This is a genomic window from Tardiphaga sp. 709, from assembly GCF_032401055.1.
Taxonomy (GTDB): domain Bacteria; phylum Pseudomonadota; class Alphaproteobacteria; order Rhizobiales; family Xanthobacteraceae; genus Tardiphaga.
Map to the genome: position 1 here is coordinate 2,826,847 of NZ_CP135529.1, position 22,703 is coordinate 2,849,549.

Sequence of the window (22,703 nt, forward strand, 5' to 3'; positions counted from 1 at the left end):
CGATAGTCCCCAAGAATGCCTCAAGGGGAGCAGCCTAACACGCATGCTGCATTGCGGTATAATGTTATGCGCTATGGCCCTCTGCACAGGGCGCTTATCTCACCCGGAGCCGATCCAGCATCTCCGATGACGCAAACCCGTCGGCGGGCGCGCCGATGGAGGCCTGGTAGTTGCGCAGAGCCTCACGGGTCTGGCCGCCGAACTGGCCGTCCGGCGTGCCCTTGTAGAAGCCGCGCTGCGCCAGCAGCTGCTGTAGCTCCAGCCGCTCGGCGCGGGACAGCACGCGCTCCTGACGCGGCCATGGCTGCACGAAGGGCGGACCGCCGCGCAACCGGTCGGCGAAATGGCCGATGGCCATCGCATAGGCCTCAGCCGGATTGTATTTCATGATGACGCGAAAATTCGTCATCATGAGGAAGCCCGGCCCCTGCGAACCGGCGGGCGCGAGCAGATAGGCCTTTTCCGTCATGCGCGGAAACGGCTGGTTGTTGGCGCGCTTGAGGCCGAGCTGCTCCCATTGCGGCAGGGTCATCGCCTTGGCCTTGTCGGCCAGCATGTAGTTGAAGCCCTGCGGTACCACGACCTCGTAGCCCCAGGTCTGGCCGCTCTGCCAGCCATCCTTCTTCAGGTTATTGGCCGTCGAGAAGATCAGATCGGTCGGATTGTCGACCACGTCGCGGCGACCGTCGCCGTCACCATCCACCGCAAAACGCTTGAACGCGGTCGGCATGAACTGGGTCGGCCCGAATGCGCCAGCCCAGGAGCCGCGCATCTGTTCAGGCCTCAGATCGCCGCGATGCAGGATTTCCAGTGCGACCAGAAACTCGTCCTTGAAATAGGCCTGACGGCGGCCGACGCAGGCCAGCGTCGCCGTCGAGCGCAGAACGCTGCGATCGCCGATCATCGTCGAGTAGTTCGACTCGATGCCCCAGATCGACGCGATAATGTAGCGATCGACACCATAGGCCTTCTCGGCCGCGTCAAAGATCGTCTTGTACTGCGCCAGCACCTCACGGCCCTTGGCCATGCGATTGTCGTTCACCAGGATGTCGAGATAGTCCCAGATCGCCTTGGTGAATTCCGGCTGCGAATCCATCAGGTCCATGATTCGCAGATCCGGCGTCAGCCCGGCCGTGAAGCGCTGATAGCTGTCCTGCGAGATGCCGCGGCGTGCGGCATCAGGCCACAGCCCGGCAATGCAGTTGTCGAAATTACCCGCGGCCTCGCGGATCGCCTGTGCGGTCATCAGCGGATGGCCGGATGCGCCGTCCTCACCACTCCATGGCTGCACACTGGGCGCACCGGGCAAGGCTGCCTGCGGCGGCGGGTCCTGGCTCTGCGACGATCCGCTAAAGATATTGTCGAACAGGCTGAAAGGGCCGCTCTTGCTCTGCGCCTGCGCCGCCACGGGCAGGGCTGCCGTAAGCAAAACTGCGCCGAGCGCAGCTACACCGCATGTCAGGCTACGCGCCATCTTCGTCGCAGATTTCATCACTATCCATCTCGGGAATCTGACCGGAATTTGGTCATGACTGTGGCATGACAGGAGGCCCGGCGAGGGTTTCCATCAGCTTAACACTATTCCAGTTTTGGCCGGCTGGGCGAACGTGCCGCGCGGCAGAAAGGATAATTGCAGACACACAGCCCGGCACCACACATCCGCCTTTGTTCCCGGTTGCAAACGGAACCAGCAGGCGCAATCTTCGTTGGCCTGCCTGTGTCGCTCCCCTCCAAGGTCATTGCAAAGTCCCCTGATGAAAATTCGCAAAGCCGTTTTCCCGGTCGCCGGCCTCGGCACCCGCGTCCTTCCCGCCACCAAGGCGATGCCGAAGGAAATGCTGACCATCGTCGATCGGCCGTTGATCCAATATGTGGTCGACGAAGCCCGCGAGGCCGGCATCGAACATTTCATCTTCGTTACCGGCCGCAACAAGGGCATCATCGAAGATCACTTCGACCGCATGTTCGAGCTCGACGAGACACTCAAGAGCCGCAACAAGTCTGCCGAGATCGAACAGCTGGCGCTGTCCCAGCCTGCTGCCGGCGCCATGAGCTTCACGCGCCAGCAGGCCCCACTGGGGCTTGGCCATGCTGTCTGGTGTGCCCGCGATATCGTTGGCAATGAGCCCTTCGCCGTGGTGCTGCCGGATGAGCTGGTGCTGAATTCCCCGGGCTGCCTGAAGCAGATGGTCGATATCGCGGGAGCACTTGGCGAAAAATCCAACCTTGTTGCCGTCGAGGAAGTCCCGATGGACATGACGCATCAATACGGCATCTGCGGTGTCGGCGAGCGCCACCCGACCCACGAGACCGCTTTCAGCATCGAGGGCATGGTCGAGAAACCCCCGAAGGGCACCGCGCCGTCCAACCTGTCGATTACCGGCCGCTACATCCTGCAGCCGGAGATATTCAAAATTTTGGAGACCCAGGAGCGCGGCGCGGGTGGCGAAATCCAGCTCACCGATGCGATGATCGGCCTCGCCAAGAGCCAGTCGTTCTACGGCGTGGAATTCGAAGGCGAGCGGCACGATTGCGGTTCGAAGTCGGGCTTCCTGCGCGCTAACATCGCCTTCGGCCTGCAACGCCCTGATCTGCGCGAAGGTCTGCGCGCCGAAATGCTGCGTTATCTCGGAGAGTAAGCGCTAGGCTGCGATCGCCTGGTGCGCATCGCCTGCGATGACGCACTGGTTGCGGCCTGCCGCCTTCGCCGCATAGAGCGCCTTGTCGGCAGCTTCGACCAGTCCCGTCCACTCCATCGTCACCAGCGGCTTCACGCTGGCGACGCCGACGCTGACCGTGAGCATCGCGGGATCCGCCGGCACCTGCTCGACGCGGCGCCGAATGGTTTCGGCAACCTCATAGGCATCCTGCACGGTCGCACCGGGCAGCAGCACGGCGAACTCTTCCCCGCCATAGCGCGCGGCACAGTCGCCGGCGCGCTTCGCCGCTCCTGCGATGCAATTTGCGATCGCGATCAGGGCGGTGTCTCCGGATTGATGACCGAAGCTGTCGTTGAAAACCTTGAAATGGTCGGCGTCGATCAACAGCAGTGCCATCGGCCGTGAATGCCTGATGGCACGGCGCCATTCCAGCTCCATCGCCGCATCGAATTTGCGGCGATTGCGCAGTCCAGTGAGACCATCGGTCGTGGCCAGTTCTTCGAGCTTGTGCTCTGCGTGTGCGCGGCGGCCTATTTCGCGCGCCAGAAACAGTGTCACCGCGGTGATGAAGATAATCAGCGCCAGCATGATGCCGCCGATCTTGATCGCCTGCTGATACCACAGACTGTAGATGCCGGCCCACGGTCGGCCGACGATCACGAGCAACGGCCGACCGCTGTCGCGCCACACATAGAGGCGCTCGATCTGGTCAACGACACCGACGCCCGAATACGACCCGTTGGACCGGCTCAGCGCCCGCATCACGCCGGGGGTCTTGCTCAGATCCCTGCCGACCACATCGAGATCGAACGGCGTACGCATGATGACGACGCCGTCGCGGCGGATCACCGTGATGTTGTCGTCCTTGTTTAGCCGCAAGCGGCCGAACAAATCATGAAAGTAGGCGAACCGGATGGCACCCGCGACGACGCCGGCAAAATTGCCATCGATGTCGGTGATGCGGCGGCTCAGCACGACGGAATACGCGCCCCGGTGCAGCATCGGTTTGCTGACATAGAGCCCGCGCTCACCATCGAACTTGTGTACCTTGAAGAACTCTTCGTCGGCACTGCTCTGCTTGGCAGGATCGAGCGATGCCGCATCGATGATAAGATCGCCATACGCATCGAACACCTGAATGGATGCGAACTGGCGCGCTGATGCCGCATTGTCGAACAGGATCAGCTGGCGCATTTCCTTGCTGAGCTTGTCGATCTCGGGCGTATTGATGCCGGAGATGACAGCGCGCAACGACAGATCGTATTGTTCAACGGTTCGACCTATATCAGAATCGATGGAGGTGGCGAGGTTCTCGGCAGTCTGTCGCGCGAGCGCTTCCTCGCCGCGGCGCATATCGAGCATCACAGTGCCGCAAACGGCCGAAAAGCCAATGATCGTGACCAGCGACGACAGAATCAACAGCTTGGCCGATAATGGCCAGCGTCGAATTCCCGTGCTTGCATTCCCCGACGTCATCATGTGCTCCGTACCAGACGGATGGCACGCCAATGCTTGCCGAGCGCTTAAATACCGCGACCCGGGTTCCACACGGCGTTAACGAACGGTTGCGGAAAATGCTCGGATGACGCACCCCCGGTGCTGATTTACCGAATCGGAGCTGTAGCGCCCGGTCGCGCGGGCGCGTATGACGTTTGCGAGATTATACCGAGGACAATTCCGTGCCTGACTACGACCTGCTCCGCGCCTACCTGGCCAGCCAGACCAAGGACGAATTCGTGCTGAGCATGGATGCGATCGAGGAGATCATCGACGACGCGCTGCCGCGCGCGTCGCACCGGGCCTCGTGGTGGGAGACCGAGCGCGCGCCCGATGAGCACATGCCGCAGCGCGAGGCCTGTATCGCAGCCGGCTTCATCGCCATCCGATTGCCCGATGGCTCCGGTGTGAAATTTCGCCGGAAGACGGCCAAGTTCATGCGGAAGTGGAATTAGGACGAGCGACGTGGCGCCCAGCGATTTTTGACCGCTATCGCTGCAGTCTCACACCCAGCATCACCACCGTCGAGGCCGTGCTCGCGCCAAGGATGTTTGAATCCAGGATATCGCGGCGCACCTGCGCCTTGAGCTGGATTTCACGGTTCAGCTTGTAAACGAGATCACCCTGCAGCGAGTAGATCTTATCGAAGCGGAAGTTTTCCTGATAGTCCTGCGTCACGTAAGTGAACTTGCCCGTGGCCGTCAGCCAGCGCCGGAAGTCGTGATTGACCTCAACCGTATAGGTGCGCGTGAGAATGCCGGGAACGCCGGGCACGGTGGTCTCGTCGATCGACGTGGTCGAAACGAATTTCGCAGTCGTCAGCGGTGTGGCCGTCCAGATCAGCGACGCTGACGTCAGCAGGCCCTTGAGAACCTCCAGCCGCGTATCCGTATAGCTGCGCGCTGCATAACCGATCGACGCTTCGCCCGTCAGCAGACGCGTGAATTCAAACGTCGTGCCGGCCTTGATATAGCCGCCGCTGGAATCCCTGAGATAGCCGAAGCGATCCGCCCGATCGTCGTGCACACGGACATCGCCTTGGACTTCGGCGAATGGCTTCAGACCCGGCAGCACTTCATAGGTGGCGCGGCCGACGCCGCCATACTGATTGAAATTACGGTCATTGTTGTTGGTCTGGGTGCCGTCGGTCAGTTTCGAATCCTGATAGACGGTGCGATCGACGAGACCATCGACCTTGATCTGAAGGCGGTTGAAGTCCTTCTCGACCCCGAGCGACCCACCAGTCGTCGTGAACAGCGGGAACTCCTTCAAGCCGGCCTGAATGTTCGGGCTGCCCGGATTATCCGCGCCGACCCGCATACGCATTTCGCTGTTAACGCGCAGGTCGCGGGCGACATCGAGACGACCGGCGATCTTGCCGTTGAATTCGGCGCGATCGACATTTTCGGGTGCCGGCGAAGTCTGGAATGGCGCTGCGGGAAACTGCTTCTCATAGCCGGTGAAGGAACCGCGCAGATCCACGATGATCGAGTGCCGCGTCCAGTCGGTTGCGGCCAGCAGTTCCGGCGCGACCTTGTAGAACGACGACCCCTTCGGCTGCACGAAGCGCGCCGGGTTGTTGTCGAAACCGCCATAGATTTCCACGGCTGACTTCACGAGGAAGCTGCCGACGCGCACGCCGGTCGGCGCATAAGGATCGGGATCAACCGGCAATCGCCGGCGCGGCGGCTGACCCACCACGGTGCCGGCAACCGATGGCGCGACGGGAGGCTTCGCGGCCTTGGCCGATGGCGGGGCCGGCCGCGTCTCGGGCACCAGCGGTGGCGGCGGACTGCCAGGCCCCACCGGCGGCTTTGGCTTCTTCGCGCCCGGATAATATTTGATCTGCTTGCGCTTGCGGTTGAGCGCATCGAATCCGGTGCCGGCGGCGCCCGATGCGGCGGGTATGGGCGGTGTGATGATCGACTGTGGCAGGCGATCCGGCGATAGCTGGCTGCTCTGCAGCGTTCCATTTGGCTGAAGCGGCGCATCCGTCGTCCGGCGCGTGGGCAGATTCTGCGGCGACACGAAGCCGCCCGGGACCGGCGCCAGCAGGTCTGACGTCAATGCTTGCGAGAATGCCGGAGATGGCATCAGGAGGCTCAGACACAGACATGCCGAAACCGCGCCGTTGGCCCAGGCGCGGTTGCGGCGGTCGCGTACTCGACCCATCCTCACGATCAGAAAAACTCCAACACCATCAAAAGCTTACAAAATCCACCAAGAGCGACGCCGGAGGCGCGCGCGACAACTCATGGTTAAGGGAGTTAAAACGCTTATGGTTAATGGCCCGTTGAGATCGCATCGGCGGGGTTTCGCCAGGCAGGCCCAGCCGTGCTAAGAGGACGGCGACACAGCCGGACAATTTACGGCCCCAGGATGCGATTGATGCCCCTCTCCAAGACACCCGGCCTTCCGACGAAAACGACGGCAGCGATGAGCGATCAGGCCATTGAAGCGATTGCCTCGGCGCTGCGTACGCTGGAGGCCGAAGCCAGCGGCGTCACTGCGCTGGCAACCGCGCTGCAATCCGACCTCGGCCCGGCCTTCGTCGCGGCCGCCGACCTGATCCTCAAGGCCAAAGGCCGCCTGATCATCACGGGCCTCGGCAAGTCCGGTCATATTGGCCGCAAGATCGCCGCGACCTTCGCATCGACCGGTACACCCGCCTTTTTCGTGCACGCCGCCGAAGCCAGCCATGGCGATCTCGGCATGATCACGCCCGACGACGTCATCATGGCGCTGTCCTGGTCCGGCGAGCAGCCGGAGATGAAGAACCTCATCACCTATGCCAAGCGTTTCAGGATCGGCGTGGTCGCGATCACCTCCGAAGCCACCTCGACGCTGGCCGAGGCCGCCGATGTCGCGCTGACGCTGCCGAAGGCGCGCGAGGCCTGCCCACATAATCTCGCCCCCACGACGTCGTCGCTGATGATGCTGGCGATGGGCGACGCGCTGGCGATCGCGCTGCTGGAAGGCCGTGGCTTTACGTCGGTGGATTTCAGCGTGCTGCATCCCGGCGGCAAGCTGGGCGCGATGCTGAAATACACCCGCGACCTCATGCATTCAGGCGACGCCGTGCCGCTCAAGCCGCTCGGCACCAAGATGTCCGACGCGCTGGTGGAAATGTCATCGAAGGGCTTTGGCTGCGTCGGCATCACCGACGGCAACGGCCATGTGGTCGGCATCGTCACCGATGGCGATCTCCGCCGTCACATGCGCGCCGACCTGATGACGGTGTCGGTCGATGAAGTCATGACCAAGAACCCCAAGACCATCAGCCGTGACCTGCTCGCCGGCGAAGCCTTGGAAATCCTCAACTCGTCGAAGATCACCGCGCTGCTAGTGACGGATGCGCGAAAGCCCGTCGGCATCGTGCATCTGCATGATCTGCTGCGGGCAGGCGTGGCGTAAGCCACGTCAGCTGGCAGTTCGCGGGAACCTTGCCGCATTCGCTTCGAGTGGCAATGCCAAGCCGTTCGCGATGTACGACACCGTGCGATAGAATCCGCACAGCAGGATGATCTCGAAGGTTTTCGCGTCATCGTAGTGAGCGGCCAGCGTCTTGAATTCCTCATCGCTGAGCGTCGCGCGATGATGGAGCGCATCGACTGCCGCGATCAGAGCTTGTTCCGCTGACGACCAGCATGTCGCCTGTGCGTCGTCATCGACGGTCGCCCTCACCTCCGCATCCGTCAATTTCGCTGCGTCTGCGAAGGCCGCGACATGGACGCCCCATTCGTATTCGCAACCCGTCAGTGCGCAGGTGCGATCTATGACAATCTCGCGCTCCCGCAGCGACAGCGGTCCGCGATCAAGCAGGCCAGCTGTGCGAAATTTGCTCCATGCCCTCGGATGACCGGCGATCACGCGAAACAGCATCAGCGGCGGCGCGCCGCGCATGATCGCATCGAATTGCGCCTGAATGTCAGGATCATAGGGCGGCTGCAACGGCGCGATGCGTGACATAGCCAACTCCAGCGCTACAATAATCGTAGCGATATGCTACATATTCTGTAGCACCCTGCAAGAGAGAATGTGATGGCAAAGTCCGTTTCCAAACAGCCCAGACGCGCTGTGCGTGGCTCGACGACCGGCCGACCGATCATGGCGCTGCTCGACCTGCTAGGCCGGCGCTGGACGCTGCGCATTCTTTGGGAGTTGCGTGAGCGCTCCCTGACCTCACGAGCGCTGCGCGAGGCTTGCGACGACGCGTCCCCTACCGTTCTCCAAGCACGCCTGAGCGATCTCAGGGACGCGGGTCTGATCGCGCTGCAGCCGGACGGCTATGGGCTGACGGATACAGGCCGGGAGTTGCAGGACACCTTCCTGCCACTGCATCGTTTTGCGGAGCGGTGGAGCAAATCGCTGGCGGCTGACTGATCAAGCCACATCCACCGTCAGGCTCGCTCCGTCCGCCTTCACGATCTTCACCTTGGTGCCTGCCGGCGTATCCGGGCCACTGACGCGCCAGACCGTGTCGTCGATGCGCACGATGCCCTCACCGTCGATGATTGGCCGATCGAGCGTGCAGACACGGCCGACCAGCGCATCGGAGCGCTTATTGAGGAACGGGTTCGGATTGGCGCCGGGCTTCTGACGCGCAATCCGTCGCCACAGCGGGACGGCTGCCAGCGCGAACAACCCGAACAGCAGGATCTGCACTTGCCAGGACGGCGTGACGATGAAGGACAGCACGCCGACCAGGAAAGCGGACAGCCCAAGCCAGAACATGAAGACGCCGGGCGCCAGCAGCTCCAGCGCCATCAGTAGCACGCCGAAGATCAACCAGTTCCAGCTACCCAAAGTGACGAACATTTCGGCCATTGCGAAATCCCTAGCTGCGCGGCGGCGTTGTACCCGCCGGCGGCACTGATCCGCTGCGGCGCGCGGCAGCCTGGGCCGAGGTCGAGTTCTCGCCGAAGGTCGCCTTGGCGATCTCGCCGATACCGGCCAGCGAGCCCAGCATGCTCATGGCTTCCACCGGCAGCATGATGACCTTCTGGTTCGGCGATTCCGCGAGCTGGCCGAATGCCTTGATGTATTTGTCAGCAATGAAGTAGTTCAGCGCCGCAACGTCACCCTTCGAAATTGCCTCCGACACCACCCGCGTTGCGTTGGCTTCGGCCTCTGCGGACCGCTCGCGTGCCTCGGCGTCACGGAACGCAGCCTCGCGGCGGCCTTCCGCCTGCAGGATCTGGCCCTGTTTGGCACCTTCGGCACGGAGAATCTCCGACTGGCGCTGACCCTCGGCCTGCAGAATGTCGGCGCGCTTGACGCGTTCGGCCTTCATCTGCCGGCCCATGGCTTCGACCAGATCGGCCGGCGGTACGATGTCCTTGATTTCGATACGGTTGACCTTGAGGCCCCATGGCGACACCGCGGCATCGACGACGCGCAGCAGCCGCTCATTGATCTCGTCGCGATGCGACAGCACCTGATCGAGGTCCATCGAGCCCATCACCGAACGGATATTAGTCATGGTCAGCACAATGATCGCCTGATTGAGGTCGGACACTTCGTAGCTTGCCTTGGCCGCGTCGAACACCTGGAAGAACGCGACGCCGTCCACGGTGACGGTGGCGTTGTCCTTGGTGATCACTTCCTGCTCGGGGATGCTGATCACCTGCTCCATCATGTTCATCTTGCGACCGACGCGATCGAAATACGGAATGATGAGATTGAGGCCCGGCGACAGCGTACGGGTGAATTTACCGAAGCGCTCGATGGTCCAGTCATAGCCCTGCGGCACAGTCTTCACACCGGCAAACAGCGTGAAGATGATCAGCAGCACAACGGCGATGGCGAAAATGTCGTAACCGGACATCAAAGTCTCCCTGCGGCAAAATGGACGCGCAACATATGGCGCCTCGTTGTTTTGTCGGCGTGAAGGATTTTAAGGTTCGAGACCGGGAAAAGCGAGCGCCGTCACGTCTGCGCGAGGAAACTCCGCGGACCGCGGAGCTTGATGGCTTCTAGATCCAGCCCTGCAGCTCGCGCAGCACCAGCTGGCGGATCGTATCCATACCCTCATCACTATCGTTGAGGCAGGGGATCGCAGAGAATTGCTCGCCGCCATTGTGCATGAAGATCTCGCAATTCTCCTGCGCGATTTCTTCCAGCGTTTCCAGACAGTCGGCCGAGAAGCCAGGCATTACGACGGCAATGCGACGCACACCGTCCTTGGCGAGTTGCTCGATGGTCTTGTCCGTATACGGCTGAAGCCAGGCATCGAAGCCGAAACGGGACTGGAAGGTCAGCAGCAGCTTCGGCGCGTCCGGTCCAAGCCGCTTGCGCAGCGCTTCGGCCGTGGCCACGCACTGCGCCTGATAGGGATCGCCCTTGTCGATATATTTCTGCGGCATGCCGTGGAACGACGCCACGATCATTTCCGGCACGAAGGACAGCGTCGCCAGATGCTTCTCGATCGAGATCGCCAGCGCGCCGATATAATCCGGCTCGTCATAATAAGGCGGCGTGACCCGCAGCGTCGGCTGCGCCCGCATGGTACCGAGCACGCGGAACACTTCGTCGCAGACGGTCGCAGAGGTCGCGGCAGAATATTGCGGATAGAGCGGCACCACCAGAATGCGGTTGCAGCCCTTTGCGGTGAGTTCAGCGATGCGGGAACGGATCGACGGATTGCCGTAGCGCATCGCCCAGTCCACCACAAGATGGGTATGACTATCGAGCGACGCAGCCAGCTTGTCCGACTGCGCACGGGTAATCGTCTTCAGCGGAGACTCGTTCTTCTCCGTGTTCCAGATCTTCAGATAGTCCTTGGCCTTGCGGCGCGGCCGTGTGGTCAGGATGATGCCGTTGAGGATCAGCTTCCACAGCAGACCCTGGTTCTCGATCACGCGTGGATCGGACAGGAACTCTCTGAGATAGACGCGCACGCCGCGAGTATCCGCCGTGTCGGGAGTTCCGAGATTGACCAGCAAGACGCCGACGCGTTCCGGTATCTCCAGGGTGGAGGCCGGTGGCTGCTCGAGGGAAACGACATTTGTCATGATGCCGGTGGCTTCGCGCTTTGGCTTGACCTTGTCAAGACGACGGACTGTCCATCAGGGCAGGACAGCGATCAGAAACAGGTGACGCGTTCGGCCGCGACATAGCCCAGCAGCAGACCAACGCCAAACAGCATCACGAGCGCCGCCGCGCCGAACTCAATCCCCCGCATCACCAGCGCGCCGCTGCCATCGCGGCCACCGGCCAGACGGCCGGCAAGGCCCTTGGCGGAGACGGCGATGACGGCAATGGTCGCCACGGTAATCGCGGTTCCCAGACCCATCACGAAAGTAGCAGCGATGCCGGCCCAGAACATGCCCTGCGCCAGCGCGAAGACCAGCACGAGGATCGCGCCGGAACACGGCCGGATGCCCACCGTGAACACGGCCGACAGTCCGCGCGCCCAGCCGCCGGGGCCTGCGAGCTGGTCCGGCGTCGGGCCGTGGGAATGGCCGCAATGCTCGTCATGAACGTGATCGTGATGACTGTGGTCATGGTGCGCATGTGCTGAAGCCGTCGCCTCGGCATGCGCCGTATGGGCGTGCGCATGAGCATGCGCGTGGCTATGAGCGTGCTCGTGGTGATGGTGGTCATGGCCGTGATCGTGCGTATGCGCGGACGCGCTGGCATGCGCCATCGCGAGCTGTGGGCCGGCAGCCGGCAGCGACGGTCGCAACGCACGGACAAAGCCGCGCCCCTTGCTCCAGACCAGCCGCGCGCCGAACGCCGCGATCAGGCCGTAGCTGGCGATTTCTACCCAGCGCTCGGTGCTGCACATGGTCTTGGCGGTGACATTCAGCAGCCACGCGCCAATGCCGACAATCAGCATCGCCACCAGCGCCTGCATCAGCGCCGAGACGAAGGACAACGCAATGCCGCGCCTGGCGGTCTCTTCATTAGCGACCAGATAGGACGAGATCACCGCCTTGCCGTGGCCGGGGCCGGCGGCGTGGAAGATGCCGTAGGCAAAGGAGATCGCCAGCAGCGTCCACACCGCGCTGCCGTCGGACTTCGCAGCACGGATGGTCGCCGACATCGCGCGATAGAATTCGGACTGCTTGGTGAGCAGCCAGCCGATGATGCCGCCGACCTGTGAGTCCGGCACGCCTTTCGGCGCTCCGAAGGGATTTTGCGCGAGAGCGTGATGCAGCGAAGCGTCGGTCATGGCGGCGACGACCAGCACTGCCGCACAAACAAGAACGACACTCCATCCGCTCGTCGTGGCCGGGCTTGTCCCGGCCATCCACGTCTTCCGGATGCCGGTGTCTAGGCGTGGATGCCCGGGACAAGCCCGGGCATGACGCGGGGAGAGACCTGTCGATGAAGTTACACTCATGGGCAATCGACCGTGATCTTGTTGGCGAACATGGCGCCGTAATTGCTGTTCTCGCCATTCATGAAGGTGTCTTCATTCATGGTCTGCGCCTTGGCGGCGCCGTCCGACGGGCGCTGGATCGCCATCGTGCAGGAGGCCGGCGCGCCGGCCAGCTTGATCGGATCTTTCTTCTCCAGACCGAAATCGACGAAGAAGCTCGGATCGAAGATTTCCAGCTCCATCTTCTTGGCTTTGAACGGCGTCTTGAACGGCAGCGTGAAGTGCAGCACCAGCGCGGCGTCACGCTTCTCCAGATAATAGTCGACGGGATCGTTGAAGCGCTGCTTCTTACCCTCGACCTTGGCGAAGGTGAAGAAGGCGAATTCCTTCAGCGACTCCACATTGGTCTGGGCCAGCGGCGCCAGTTCCTCGCGGGTATAGACGCCCTTGGTCTTGCTCTCGATGCCCTGCAACGCATAGGTCGAGAACATGTCGTCGAACACCCAGGCATGGCGCACGCCGGTGATGGTGCCGTCCGGCGCGTAGATTAGTTCGCTCGATGCCGTGACAAAGACATGCGGGTGGGCGGAGGCGGCGGTGATGCCGCCGGCCAGCGCAGCCATGATCGCGATCAGACCGAGAAAGCGGTTCATCAGAAGCATCACCTCACGCCGCCTCAGGCTCTTCCAGCAACCCACGCCGCCGCAGCAGCGCATCCGGTGCCGGGGCACGACCGCGGAATGCAATATAGGCCGCTTCCGGATCGACAGAACCGCCCGACGAATAGATGTCGTCATGCAATCGCTTGGCCACCACGGGATCAAAGATATTGCCGGCTTCCTCGAAGGCGCCGAAGGCGTCCGCATCCATCACTTCGGACCACATGTAGCTGTAGTAGCCAGACGCATAATGATCGCCTGAGAAGATGTGTCCGAACTGGGTCGGGCGGTGCCGCAGCGCGATTTCCTCGGGCATACCGATTTTCTCCAGCTCCTTCTTCTCGAAGGCCGCGACATCGGCGAAGGCCGAAGCCGGCTGGGTGTGGAATTCGAGATCGATCAGCGCGGATGACACGAACTCCACCGTGGCAAAGCCCTGATTGAACTTGCGGGCAGCGATGAACCGCTTCAGCAGATCGTCGGGCAGCGGCTCACCGGTCTGGTAGTGCTTGGCGAAGGTCTGCAGCACCTGCGGCTGCTCCTGCCAGTGTTCATAGAGCTGCGACGGCAGTTCGACGAAGTCGGTGAACACCGAGGTGCCCGACAGCGAGGGATAGGTGACGTTGGACAGCATGCCGTGCAGGCCATGGCCGAATTCATGGAACAGCGTGCGCGCATCGTCCGGCGACAGCAGCGATGGCTGGCCGTCGGTGCCCTTCGCGAAGTTGCAGATGTTCAGCACCAGCGGCGCCACGTCGCCGTCGAGCTTCTGCTGGTCGCGCAGCGAGGTCATCCAGGCGCCGGAGCGCTTCGACGGCCGGGCGAAGTAGTCGCCATAGAAGATAGCCTTGAGCGCCCCCTTGGCATCTTTGACCTCCCAGACGCGAACGTCGGGATGCCAGACCGGCACGTCCTTGCGCTCGGCGAAGGTGATACCGAACAAGCGCGTCGCGGTGTCGAATTGCGCCGCGATCATATGGTCGAGCGTGAGATAGGGTTTGATCGCCGCATCATCGAAATTGGCGCGGCGCTGGCGCAGCTTTTCGGCATAATAGCGCCAATCCCAGGCGGCGAGCTTGAAGTTGCCCCCCTCCTCCGCAATCAGCTCCTGCAGCGCATCGCGGTCGGCCAGTGCGCGGGCGCGGGCCGGCTTCCAGACGCGCTCCAGCAGACCGCGCACGGCTTCCGGCGTCTTTGCCATGGAGTCTTCCAGGCGGTAGGCGGCGAAGGTCGGGAAGCCCAGGATCTTCGCGGTCTCTTCGCGCAGCTTCAGGATTTCGACGATGGTGTCGTTGTTGTCGTTGGCATTGCCGTTGTTGCCGCGCTGGATGAAGGCCTTGTAGGCCCGCTCGCGCAGGTCGCGCCGCGCTGAGCTCTTCAGGAACGGCTCCATCGATGAGCGCGACGTGGTGATGATCGCCTTGCCGGTCATGCCGCGCTCGTCGGCCGAGGCCCTGGCAGAGGCGACGAAGCTCTCGGCGAGCCCATCGAGATCGCCTTCGCCGAGCTCCATGAACCACTCCTGCTCGTCGCCCAGCAGATGATGGCTAAAGCTGGTGCCGAGATGCGCCAGCCGCTCGTTGATCTCGGCCATCCGCGCCTTGGCGGCCTCGTCGAGGCCGGCGCCCGAACGATGAAAGCGCGTATAGGTCCGCTCCAGGAGACGCATCTGCTCTGTGGTGAGGCCGAGCTCGGCGCGCTTGTCGTGCAGCGCCACGATGCGGCCGAACAGCACGGCATTCATCATGATCGGATTCCAGTGCCGCGCCATCCGCGACGACACGTCCTTGTCGATCTCCAGGATCGCCGGATTGGAATGCGCCGACACCAGATCGTAGAACACCGACGCCACGCGGCTGAGCAACTTGCCGGAGCGCTCCAGCGCCGTGATCGTATTGGCAAAGTCAGGCGCGGCCGGATCGTTCACGATCGCGGCAATCTCGGCCGAATGGTCGAAAAACGCCTGTTCGAAGGCCGGCATGAAGTGCTCGGGCCTGATCTCGTCGAATGGCGGGGTCTCGAACGGGGTCTGCCAGGCTTTCAGAAGCGGATTTTCGTGACCTTTCGACGCAACCGGCGAGACCGACGTTTCTGACATAAGAAATCCTGCTTTGAAGCCCAGAGAATGCGTCGATCTATACCACGCGATGGGGCTTTTTTGGGCCCTTTAGTGCTTGCCGCAGCAGGCTTTTTCGGAGAGATTGCGGCCCGAAACAGGACCTTGAGATTATGACCACCTCCACCGCCCCCCGCCGCATCTACTGGCCCAGCGTCATCACCGTCATCTCGGCGGCGATCCTGATCGGCGCGGAAGTGTTCGGCGCCGCCTTCGCGGGCGGCTGGGCGCTGTCGATCCTGTTCGGCCTCTCCACCACCGGCGAGCACATCCTGCAAGTCTGCCTGTTCCTGTGCGGCGTCGCCATCATGGTCGCCTTCCTGCGCACCGCCGCGCGGATCGAGCCGTTCACCCGCCGCGGCTGATCGCTGCGCGCCCGCGCAGCTCCACTCTCCGGCTTCCTCACACTCGACCGTCATTGCCCAGCCAGGCGCGCGATTGCGTGCTTGAGTCGAGCGCCAGTCACCCGGGCTGCTCGTGATTCGTCGCCGGCTGTAGCGTTTACGGAATCCTCCCCCTTGCGGAGGAAGACACCGAGAGCGAGATCACAGCCGCACGAGAGGACGACTACAGGAACGTGACGCTGGTGTAGTTCAGCACTCCACGCCAGCCTCAGACTACGCCAATTCCTTAACCGAACTTAACATCCGTTCATGTTGAGCGCGCTGAGTGCGTCTCGTTTGCAACGCTGCGCGATGGCGTTGAATAAAATGCCCCACAGCCCAAAAAAATTGTTGCGTAGCAGGGTCAAAGAACCTATTTCCGGTCTTGCCCAATTTCGCACGTGCCTGTGGTCGTGTGTCAGTCGGTAGGTATCCGGACAAGAGGCCGGACAGCCGCCAAGGGATGAAGAAGCCGAGGGTCGTTCGCGGAGTTTTGCGAAAGGCCAGCATCTCTCTCCAGAGATGCCGTTGAAGGTGACTTTGTTCTTTGCAACCGTGACTGGCAGCCGGAGGCGAACCGGCGCACCTCGTTCTCAACGGGGGACGCGACTTAAAGCAACGACGGAGCGGGCTTTTTTGGTCTCTGCTGGCTTTCCAACAGCCAGCGCGAATACCGAAGAGGCTTGTCCTTCATTGCCAGGTGTGCGGTAGGGTCCCCCCCAACCAATCCACGGCAGCACTTACGGTCTGTACTTTTGGCTTTGTCACGCCTCCATCGCGTGCCTGGGTCCGAAAGCGCTGAACCGTCATCATTTTTTGAACGTGACCCTTTCGCAGGGCCGTTTGGGAGAGTGCTATGACCGAACGTATTCAGGAATTCCTCCGCGCCCGCCGCAACGAGGGCACCGATGTCGAGCCGTGCCTCGTCGTCGACCTCGAAGTCGTGCGCGACAACTTCCAGAGCTTTGCGAAGGCTTTGCCCGACAGCCGCGTGTTCTACGCGGTGAAGGCAAACCCGGCGCCGGAAGTGCTGTCGCTGCTGGCCTCGATGGGCTCGTGCTTCGACTGCGCGTCGGTGCAGGAAATCCAGATGGCGCTCGACGCTGGCGCCACGCCGGACCGCATCTCTTTCGGCAACACCATCAAGAAGGAACGCGACATCGCGCGCGCCCATGCGCTCGGCATCGGCCTATTCTCGGTCGACTGCGCCGCTGAAGTTGAGAAGATCGCGCGCGCCGCTCCCGGCGCCCGCGTGTTCTGCCGCATCCTCTACGATTGCGCCGGCGCCGAGTGGCCGCTGTCGCGCAAGTTCGGCTGCGATCCGGAAATGGCTGTCGACGTGCTGGACCTCGCCAAGCGTCTTGGCCTGGAGCCCTATGGCATTTCGTTCCATGTCGGCTCGCAGCAGCGCAAGGTGAAGGCATGGGACCGCGCGCTGGCGATGGCCTCGTCGGTGTTCCGTGACTGCGCCGAGCGCGGGATCAACCTGTCCATGGTCAATATGGGCGGCGGCTTCCCGACCAAGTACCTCAAGGAAGTCCCGGCGGTCGTGCAGTACGGCCGTTCGATCTTCCGTGCGCTGCGCAAGCACTTCGGCAACGCGATTCCGGAGACCATCATCGAGCCGGGTCGCGGCATGGTCGGCAATGCCGGCATCATCGAAGCCGAAGTCGTTCTGATCTCGAAGAAGAGCGACGAGGACGATGTGCGCTGGGTGTATCTGGACATCGGCAAGTTCGGCGGTCTCGCCGAGACCATGGACGAGTCGATCCGCTACGCCATCAAGACGCCGCATGACGGCGCCGAGATGACACCCTGCGTGCTCGCCGGCCCGACCTGCGATTCGGCCGACGTGATGTATGAGAAGCTGCCGTATCCACTGCCCGTGACGCTCGAGATCGGCGACAAGCTGCTGATCGAAGGCACCGGCGCCTATACGTCGACCTATTCGGCGGTGGCGTTCAACGGCTTCCCGCCGCTGCGCACCTTCCATATCTGAGCGTTGTAAATCTGACGTCGCTCACTATATCGGGCATCCACCCCGGATATGACTAATCGGAGAGCCGGCCCGCCGGCTCTCATCCCGTCACCTTCCAATTCTGGATGACAACACTCCGCCTGAAAAACGGAGTGGGGACCGACATGCCATGACCGATCTGCACGAGACCGCCACGAACAACACTGTTGCCCTGCCCATCGCAGCCCCTTCGTACGAGATCCGTGCGGAACGTGGCTCCGACGTCGCCGCCCGTGAATCTCTGCTGGATGTGTGCTTCGGCGCTTCGCGCCATGCCCGCACCTGCCAGCGACTGCGTGACGGACGACTGCCCGCCGAAGGCCTGGCCTTCTCGGCGGTGGTGCATGGCAGGCTGGTCGGCACGATCAGGCTTTGGCATGTCGACGCCGGGGGCCGAGCAGCACTGATGCTCGGCCCCCTGGCGGTCGATCCGGGTGCCCGCGACCTTGGCCTTGGCGCCGCGTTGATGAATCACGCGATCGCCGAGGCCTCGGCGCGCGGCCACGGTGCCGTCGTGCTGCTCGGCGACGCCCCTTATTACGCTCGCTTCGGCTTCATGCCCCGGAAAATGACCGATCTGGCGCTGCCCGGCCCGTTCGAGCGCGACCGCCTGCTCGGCCTCGAACTGAAGCCCGGAGCGCTGGATGGCGCCCGCGGCATCATCTTCGGAAGCGGTAAATGGGTCCGCAAGGCTGCTGAGCCTGCCGGTCTGGCCCACGCAGCTTGATTTGACCACCAAGACACGGCATTGCGGGGCTCACCTCTGCAGGAGAGCCCGGTAATGACGCGCAAACTGATTTCCACCGGATCGCCATTCGAAAAGACCGCTGGCTACAGCCGTGCGGTGGTCGACGGCGATTTCTGCTTCGTGTCCGGAACCACCGGCTACGATTACACCACCATGATCTTGCCGGCCGATGTCACGGCACAGACACAGAACTGCTTCAAGACCATTGAAGCCGCGCTGAAGGAGGCCGGCTTTGCCATGGCCGATATCGTGCGCGCGATCTACTACATCACCGACGCCAGCGACGCCGACAAGGTGTTCGCGGTGACCGGCGCCCATCTCGGCGAGATCAGGCCCGCTGCCACGCTTCTCGTGGTCGCCGGGCTCTACAAGCCCGAGATGAAAGTCGAAATCGAAGTGACCGCCAAGCGGCGCAGCTGATCGTCAACCGCGCGTCAGACACATCCGTTGGACGTCGCTGCTATCAACGGCGCCATCGCCGGTTGACTTTCAGTGCAGGATACATAGGTTTCGGCCATCATGACGAACCTGCCCCGCAACCGCTTACTGCTCCGCGCCGGTCACCTTCAAGCAGGAATGTGACCCGGGCGCACGCGCGCGTGCCGTCCGGGCTTGTTCGATTTCAGCATCCTCATCATTCTTGGCATGCTCGGGCGCTTTGCGCGCCGGGCGTCATTTGGCTGTGAAACCCATGATCCATACCCTTCGCACTGAGCTGCCGCCCATCACACTCCGCCGTAGCGACCGTGAGCGTCTCGGCGTGCTAGCTGACGCCGCTGCAGAGAAATACCCTGTGACCGCCGACTTTCTGGCCGGCGAAGTTGAGCGCGCGACGATCGTGCCTGACGCTCATCCATTGCCCGGGATCGTCGGCATGGAGTCCGATGTGACGTTCCGCGACGATATCAGCGGGCAGGAAAAGCACGTCACACTGGTCTATCCGACCTCCGCCGACGTGGACGCCGGGCGAATTTCGGTATTGACCCCGATCGGAGCCGCGCTTATCGGCCTTTCTGCGGGGCAGTCCATTACATTCGAGACGCCCTCGGGGGAACCACGTTCGCTGACCGTTCTCTCGGTCGGCACACGGCGCTGAGCTGCATTTAATACTGGCATCGAGATTTCATTCCCGAAATTTCATTCTGATGTCACATCGTCACTGTCCTTTCCCAACCGCGCAAGACGCAGCGCGTTCATCTTGATCCTGTCTGGAGTTAGAAGCTGATGTCCTCATCCCCCGCCTCGCCGATCTACGCGAAGATCACTGGCCCCATCGTGATCGTCGGCTTCGGCTCGATCGGCAAAGGCATGGTGCCAATGATTGAGCGGCATCTCGACTACGACAAGTCGCGCATCACCGTGCTCGACCCCAAGGATGAGGGCCGCAAGGCGCTGTGCGACAAGCATGGCCTGCGCTTCATCCAGCAGGGGCTGACCCGGGAGAATTATCGCGAACTGCTAACGCCGCTGCTCACCGAAGGCGGCGGCCAGGGCTTCTGCGTGAACCTGTCGGTCGATACCGGCTCGGTCGATATCATGGAGCTCTGCAACGAGCTTGGCGCGCTCTACATCGACACGGTCAACGAGCCTTGGCTCGGCTTCTATTTCGACGCCTCGAAGGGCGCCGAAGCGCGCTCCAACTACGCGTTGCGCGAAACGACGCTGGCCGCCAAGAAGGCACGTAAGCCCGGCTCGACCACAGCCGTCTCCTGCTGCGGCGCCAACCCCGGCATGGTCTCCTTTTTCGTCAAGCAGGCGCTGCTGAACGTTGCTTCCGACCTGAAGCTCAATGCCCCGCAGCCGAAGACCAAGGCCGAATGGGCGGACCTGATGCGGCAGGCCGGCATCAAGGGCGTCCACATCGCTGAGCGCGACACGCAACGCTCCAAGTCGCCGAAGCCGCCGGAGGTCTTCGTCAACACCTGGTCGGTCGAAGGCTTCCTCTCGGAAGGCGTACAGCCGTCCGAACTCGGCTGGGGCACCCATGAAAAGTGGATGCCGGAGAATGCACACACGCATGAGGCCGGCTGCGGCGCTGCGATCTACCTGATGCAGCCCGGAGCCAATACGCGCGTGCGCACCTGGTGCCCGACGCGCGGCGCGCAATACGGCTTCCTCGTCACCCACAACGAGTCGATCTCGATCTCCGATTATTTCACGGTGCGTGACGCTTCGGGCACCGCGGTCTTCCGGCCTACCTGCCACTATGCCTATCATCCGGCGGACGATGCCGTGCTGTCGCTGCACGAGATGTTCGGCTCCGGCAAGATGCAGACGAAGCACCACATCCTCGACGAAAACGAAATCGTCGACGGCATCGACGAACTCGGTGTGCTGCTCTACGGCCACGGCAACAATGCCTACTGGTTCGGCTCGCAGCTCTCCATCGAGGAGACGCGTGAACTCGCGCCCTATCAGAACGCCACCGGCCTGCAGGTGACCTCGGCCGTGCTCGGCGGCATGGTCTGGGCGCTGGAGCACCCGAACGAAGGCATCGTCGAGGCCGACGAGATCGACTTCGAGCGTCTGCTGGAGATCCAGACGCCCTATCTCGGCCCGGTGAAGGGCTATTACACCGACTGGACGCCGCTCGAAGGTCGCCCGGGCCTGTTCCCGGAAGATATCGACACGAGTGATCCCTGGCAGTTCAAGAACGTGCTGGTGCGTTAGCGAACACTCCGCCCTCATCCTGAGGAGCAAATGGCGGCTGCATCTCGCAGCCGCCATTTGCGTCTCGAAGGATGGCCGCGGGCTCCGTGCCCTCATGGTTCGAGACAGCGCTGAAGAAGCGCCTCCTCACCATGAGGGTCGGACAGAGGCGCCCGCTCCCTATTTCGCTAGATAATCAAACGCCACTTCGCCCAATCCCAACGTCAGGTCGCACTTGAAGTGCAACGCCGACACGACCTCTTTCACCGGCAAACGCGCCACATCCGCCAGCGCATGCGGGAACAGCCCGAGTGCCGCGGGTCCGGTCCAGGCTTCCTTCAGATTGATCTCTTCCAGGTGATAGCGCACCAGCTCGCAGATGCGCGGTGTGCCGTCGACATGCGGGATGATCTTGAGAATAAAGTTCGGCACCGTCAGCGCATGCATCACCGTGTCATGATCCACCGGGCGATGTTTGTAGCCCATGGTGCCGGACGCACAGAGCACCGAACCGTAATGCAGCGTGCCGACCAGCACGTCGCTTTCCACGGCGATCTTTGGCGTCGCGCGCTTCTTCGGGAAGCCCCAAAGCTCGCGGCCGCCCGCAATCGGCGCATCGTCGTCGAGATACATCGAGTGGATATAGACACCCTCGACGCCATTGAGGCGCACCGGAATCGCCTGCCCGGTTTCGGTGTAGTCGCCGAAGCCGGTGGAATCCGGCATGCGGATGAATTCGTATTTCACGATATTATCGACGATTTCGAGCGGCTCCGGCACCACGGCCTGCAGCGCTTCCATGTCGGTGCGATAGCTGATGATAAAATATTCGCGGTCGTAGAATTTGTAGGGCCCGGGCGGAAACGACGGATTGGTCAGCGGCATCGAATAGGCGTTGCGTCGGACGTCGTCGATTTTCATGAAGCCCCCCCTGTGATCTCGTGCGCAGGGAGTATGGAGGCGACCGGTGAAGCTGGCGAGACTAGATTGCGGGCATCTGACCCAGCCAGCCGCCGTGGACACGTGAAAACACGAGACCACGATGACATATGAGCTTAAAAAGTGCCGTTTGAAACGCCGTCCATGACGGGCGCAAATATTGGGAAGCCGGAGTGTCAGACGAGAGACGTGCAGCCGAAATGGAAGCGATCCGCGCCAAGCTGATTCCGCTGGAACAATATCGCAAGCTACTCAACGGACCCGAACTCGTGTCGGAATGGCTGATGGTCGATCAGACGATGATCGATACGTTTGCAGACGCCACCCGCGATCATCAGTTCATCCACACCGATCCCGAGCGCGCCAAGGCTGAGACGCCGTTTGGCGGTACGATCGCCCATGGATTTCTAACGTTGTCATTGCTGTCGACGCTGGCTTTCGATGCGATGCCGGGCGTCGAGCGAACGCGGATGGGCGTCAACCATGGCTTCGAGCGCGTGCGGTTCAACAGTCCGGTCAAATCCGGCACGCGGGTGCGCGGCAAGTTTCGCTTGGTCAAGCTGACCGAACGCGTGGTTTCGCTGCAATCGGCCTGGGATGCGGTTATCGAAGTGGAAGGTGTGACCAAACCGGCTTTAGAAGCGTACTGGATCACGCTGGCGCTGCTGGATCCCAACACCGACTGAACGCATCGCTCGCTCAGCGTATG

The 22,703-nt window shown here is 62.3% G+C and carries 22 protein-coding genes; 11 read left to right on the plus strand and 11 right to left on the minus strand.

All coding sequences use genetic code 11. The features are described from left to right. Window positions 1–94: 94 nt before the first annotated feature. Entirely contained in the window at window positions 95–1,492 is a 1,398-nt protein-coding gene (locus tag RSO67_RS13890) for a lytic murein transglycosylase (RefSeq protein WP_315843922.1), read from the minus strand. Between the two features lie 262 nt (window positions 1,493–1,754). Between RSO67_RS13890 and RSO67_RS13895 the strand changes: the two genes are divergently transcribed. Beyond that, window positions 1,755–2,639 carry a UTP--glucose-1-phosphate uridylyltransferase gene (locus RSO67_RS13895; RefSeq protein WP_315843923.1) on the plus strand — a complete coding sequence of 295 codons (885 nt, stop codon included), beginning with the start codon at window positions 1,755–1,757 and terminating at the stop codon, window positions 2,637–2,639. A gap of 3 nt (window positions 2,640–2,642) precedes the next feature. Here RSO67_RS13895 and RSO67_RS13900 read toward each other — a convergent pair whose 3' ends face one another. Continuing rightward, window positions 2,643–4,139, minus strand: coding sequence for a diguanylate cyclase (locus RSO67_RS13900; RefSeq protein WP_410001854.1), 1,497 nt, complete (start codon window positions 4,137–4,139; stop codon window positions 2,643–2,645). A 200-nt stretch (window positions 4,140–4,339) separates the two neighbouring features. Between RSO67_RS13900 and RSO67_RS13905 the strand changes: the two genes are divergently transcribed. Further along, window positions 4,340–4,612, plus strand: a complete 273-nt coding sequence (locus RSO67_RS13905; protein WP_089266229.1) for a hypothetical protein — start codon at window positions 4,340–4,342, stop codon at window positions 4,610–4,612. Window positions 4,613–4,646: 34 nt separating this feature from the next. Here RSO67_RS13905 and RSO67_RS13910 read toward each other — a convergent pair whose 3' ends face one another. Next, window positions 4,647–6,251, minus strand: a complete 1,605-nt coding sequence (locus RSO67_RS13910) for an outer membrane beta-barrel protein (protein WP_315843925.1) — start codon at window positions 6,249–6,251, stop codon at window positions 4,647–4,649. A gap of 342 nt (window positions 6,252–6,593) precedes the next feature. On the opposite strand from RSO67_RS13910, the gene RSO67_RS13915 reads away from it, so the two are divergent. Further along, window positions 6,594–7,571 (plus strand): SIS domain-containing protein, encoded by a 978-nt coding sequence (locus tag RSO67_RS13915; RefSeq protein ID WP_410001886.1) that lies wholly within the window; start codon window positions 6,594–6,596, stop codon window positions 7,569–7,571. 6 nt (window positions 7,572–7,577) lie between these two features. Here RSO67_RS13915 and RSO67_RS13920 read toward each other — a convergent pair whose 3' ends face one another. After that, window positions 7,578–8,126, minus strand: a complete 549-nt coding sequence (locus tag RSO67_RS13920; RefSeq protein ID WP_315843926.1) for a carboxymuconolactone decarboxylase family protein — start codon at window positions 8,124–8,126, stop codon at window positions 7,578–7,580. A gap of 72 nt (window positions 8,127–8,198) precedes the next feature. Here RSO67_RS13920 and RSO67_RS13925 point away from each other — a divergent pair, with 72 nt between their 5' ends. Continuing rightward, window positions 8,199–8,540 (plus strand): helix-turn-helix domain-containing protein, encoded by a 342-nt coding sequence (locus tag RSO67_RS13925; protein WP_315843927.1) that lies wholly within the window; start codon window positions 8,199–8,201, stop codon window positions 8,538–8,540. On the opposite strand, the gene RSO67_RS13930 is transcribed toward RSO67_RS13925, so the two are convergent. From RSO67_RS13930 to RSO67_RS13955, 6 genes are all read right to left on the minus strand, one after another. Next, complete coding sequence (locus RSO67_RS13930; RefSeq protein ID WP_093757207.1) at window positions 8,541–8,984, minus strand: NfeD family protein; 444 nt, start codon at window positions 8,982–8,984, stop codon at window positions 8,541–8,543. A 10-nt stretch (window positions 8,985–8,994) separates the two neighbouring features. Further along, on the minus strand, window positions 8,995–9,984 hold the full coding sequence (locus RSO67_RS13935) for an SPFH domain-containing protein (protein WP_089265787.1): 990 nt from the start codon (window positions 9,982–9,984) through the stop codon (window positions 8,995–8,997). A 148-nt stretch (window positions 9,985–10,132) separates the two neighbouring features. Next, on the minus strand, window positions 10,133–11,170 hold the full coding sequence (gene hemH, locus RSO67_RS13940) for a ferrochelatase (protein WP_315843928.1): 1,038 nt from the start codon (window positions 11,168–11,170) through the stop codon (window positions 10,133–10,135). Between the two features lie 71 nt (window positions 11,171–11,241). After that, window positions 11,242–12,333, minus strand: coding sequence for a nickel/cobalt transporter (locus RSO67_RS13945; protein WP_410001887.1), 1,092 nt, complete (start codon window positions 12,331–12,333; stop codon window positions 11,242–11,244). Window positions 12,334–12,500: 167 nt separating this feature from the next. Further along, window positions 12,501–13,136, minus strand: coding sequence for a DUF1007 family protein (locus RSO67_RS13950; RefSeq protein WP_315843930.1), 636 nt, complete (start codon window positions 13,134–13,136; stop codon window positions 12,501–12,503). A 13-nt stretch (window positions 13,137–13,149) separates the two neighbouring features. Continuing rightward, on the minus strand, window positions 13,150–15,240 hold the full coding sequence (locus RSO67_RS13955; RefSeq protein ID WP_315843931.1) for a M3 family metallopeptidase: 2,091 nt from the start codon (window positions 15,238–15,240) through the stop codon (window positions 13,150–13,152). A gap of 131 nt (window positions 15,241–15,371) precedes the next feature. On the opposite strand from RSO67_RS13955, the gene RSO67_RS13960 reads away from it, so the two are divergent. From RSO67_RS13960 to RSO67_RS13985, 6 genes are all read left to right on the plus strand, one after another. Next, on the plus strand, window positions 15,372–15,623 hold the full coding sequence (locus tag RSO67_RS13960; RefSeq protein WP_068728984.1) for a hypothetical protein: 252 nt from the start codon (window positions 15,372–15,374) through the stop codon (window positions 15,621–15,623). Between the two features lie 874 nt (window positions 15,624–16,497). Further along, window positions 16,498–17,640 carry a type III PLP-dependent enzyme gene (locus RSO67_RS13965; protein ID WP_068728986.1) on the plus strand — a complete coding sequence of 381 codons (1,143 nt, stop codon included), beginning with the start codon at window positions 16,498–16,500 and terminating at the stop codon, window positions 17,638–17,640. 148 nt (window positions 17,641–17,788) lie between these two features. Further along, on the plus strand, window positions 17,789–18,385 hold the full coding sequence (locus tag RSO67_RS13970; RefSeq protein ID WP_315843932.1) for an N-acetyltransferase: 597 nt from the start codon (window positions 17,789–17,791) through the stop codon (window positions 18,383–18,385). Window positions 18,386–18,439: 54 nt separating this feature from the next. After that, entirely contained in the window at window positions 18,440–18,826 is a 387-nt protein-coding gene (locus RSO67_RS13975) for a RidA family protein (protein ID WP_231079129.1), read from the plus strand. A gap of 271 nt (window positions 18,827–19,097) precedes the next feature. After that, complete coding sequence (gene rnk / locus RSO67_RS13980; protein WP_315843933.1) at window positions 19,098–19,502, plus strand: nucleoside diphosphate kinase regulator; 405 nt, start codon at window positions 19,098–19,100, stop codon at window positions 19,500–19,502. A gap of 128 nt (window positions 19,503–19,630) precedes the next feature. Next, window positions 19,631–21,076, plus strand: coding sequence for a homospermidine synthase (locus tag RSO67_RS13985; protein WP_315843934.1), 1,446 nt, complete (start codon window positions 19,631–19,633; stop codon window positions 21,074–21,076). 159 nt (window positions 21,077–21,235) lie between these two features. On the opposite strand, the gene RSO67_RS13990 is transcribed toward RSO67_RS13985, so the two are convergent. Beyond that, window positions 21,236–21,976 carry an acetoacetate decarboxylase gene (locus RSO67_RS13990; protein WP_315843935.1) on the minus strand — a complete coding sequence of 247 codons (741 nt, stop codon included), beginning with the start codon at window positions 21,974–21,976 and terminating at the stop codon, window positions 21,236–21,238. A gap of 218 nt (window positions 21,977–22,194) precedes the next feature. On the opposite strand from RSO67_RS13990, the gene RSO67_RS13995 reads away from it, so the two are divergent. Then, window positions 22,195–22,680, plus strand: a complete 486-nt coding sequence (locus tag RSO67_RS13995) for a MaoC family dehydratase (protein WP_410001888.1) — start codon at window positions 22,195–22,197, stop codon at window positions 22,678–22,680. The last annotated feature ends 23 nt before the right edge of the window (window positions 22,681–22,703 follow it).

What these genes read in the sequence shown, in the direction of transcription:
- RSO67_RS13890 (WP_315843922.1), bottom strand. Translation starts at nt 1,492, where the DNA reads ATGAAATCTGCGACGAAGATGGCGCGTAGCCTGACATGCGGTGTAGCT.
- RSO67_RS13895 (WP_315843923.1), top strand. Translation starts at nt 1,755, where the DNA reads ATGAAAATTCGCAAAGCCGTTTTCCCGGTCGCCGGCCTCGGCACCCGC.
- RSO67_RS13900 (WP_410001854.1), bottom strand. Translation starts at nt 4,139, where the DNA reads ATGATGACGTCGGGGAATGCAAGCACGGGAATTCGACGCTGGCCATTA.
- RSO67_RS13910 (WP_315843925.1), bottom strand. Translation starts at nt 6,251, where the DNA reads ATGCCATCTCCGGCATTCTCGCAAGCATTGACGTCAGACCTGCTGGCG.
- RSO67_RS13915 (WP_410001886.1), top strand. Translation starts at nt 6,594, where the DNA reads ATGAGCGATCAGGCCATTGAAGCGATTGCCTCGGCGCTGCGTACGCTG.
- RSO67_RS13920 (WP_315843926.1), bottom strand. Translation starts at nt 8,126, where the DNA reads ATGTCACGCATCGCGCCGTTGCAGCCGCCCTATGATCCTGACATTCAG.
- RSO67_RS13925 (WP_315843927.1), top strand. Translation starts at nt 8,199, where the DNA reads ATGGCAAAGTCCGTTTCCAAACAGCCCAGACGCGCTGTGCGTGGCTCG.
- RSO67_RS13930 (WP_093757207.1), bottom strand. Translation starts at nt 8,984, where the DNA reads ATGGCCGAAATGTTCGTCACTTTGGGTAGCTGGAACTGGTTGATCTTC.
- RSO67_RS13935 (WP_089265787.1), bottom strand. Translation starts at nt 9,984, where the DNA reads ATGTCCGGTTACGACATTTTCGCCATCGCCGTTGTGCTGCTGATCATC.
- hemH (WP_315843928.1), bottom strand. Translation starts at nt 11,170, where the DNA reads ATGACAAATGTCGTTTCCCTCGAGCAGCCACCGGCCTCCACCCTGGAG.
- RSO67_RS13945 (WP_410001887.1), bottom strand. Translation starts at nt 12,333, where the DNA reads ATGACCGACGCTTCGCTGCATCACGCTCTCGCGCAAAATCCCTTCGGA.
- RSO67_RS13950 (WP_315843930.1), bottom strand. Translation starts at nt 13,136, where the DNA reads ATGAACCGCTTTCTCGGTCTGATCGCGATCATGGCTGCGCTGGCCGGC.
- RSO67_RS13955 (WP_315843931.1), bottom strand. Translation starts at nt 15,240, where the DNA reads ATGTCAGAAACGTCGGTCTCGCCGGTTGCGTCGAAAGGTCACGAAAAT.
- RSO67_RS13960 (WP_068728984.1), top strand. Translation starts at nt 15,372, where the DNA reads ATGACCACCTCCACCGCCCCCCGCCGCATCTACTGGCCCAGCGTCATC.
- RSO67_RS13965 (WP_068728986.1), top strand. Translation starts at nt 16,498, where the DNA reads ATGACCGAACGTATTCAGGAATTCCTCCGCGCCCGCCGCAACGAGGGC.
- RSO67_RS13970 (WP_315843932.1), top strand. Translation starts at nt 17,789, where the DNA reads ATGACCGATCTGCACGAGACCGCCACGAACAACACTGTTGCCCTGCCC.
- RSO67_RS13975 (WP_231079129.1), top strand. Translation starts at nt 18,440, where the DNA reads ATGACGCGCAAACTGATTTCCACCGGATCGCCATTCGAAAAGACCGCT.
- rnk (WP_315843933.1), top strand. Translation starts at nt 19,098, where the DNA reads ATGATCCATACCCTTCGCACTGAGCTGCCGCCCATCACACTCCGCCGT.
- RSO67_RS13985 (WP_315843934.1), top strand. Translation starts at nt 19,631, where the DNA reads ATGTCCTCATCCCCCGCCTCGCCGATCTACGCGAAGATCACTGGCCCC.
- RSO67_RS13990 (WP_315843935.1), bottom strand. Translation starts at nt 21,976, where the DNA reads ATGAAAATCGACGACGTCCGACGCAACGCCTATTCGATGCCGCTGACC.
- RSO67_RS13995 (WP_410001888.1), top strand. Translation starts at nt 22,195, where the DNA reads ATGGAAGCGATCCGCGCCAAGCTGATTCCGCTGGAACAATATCGCAAG.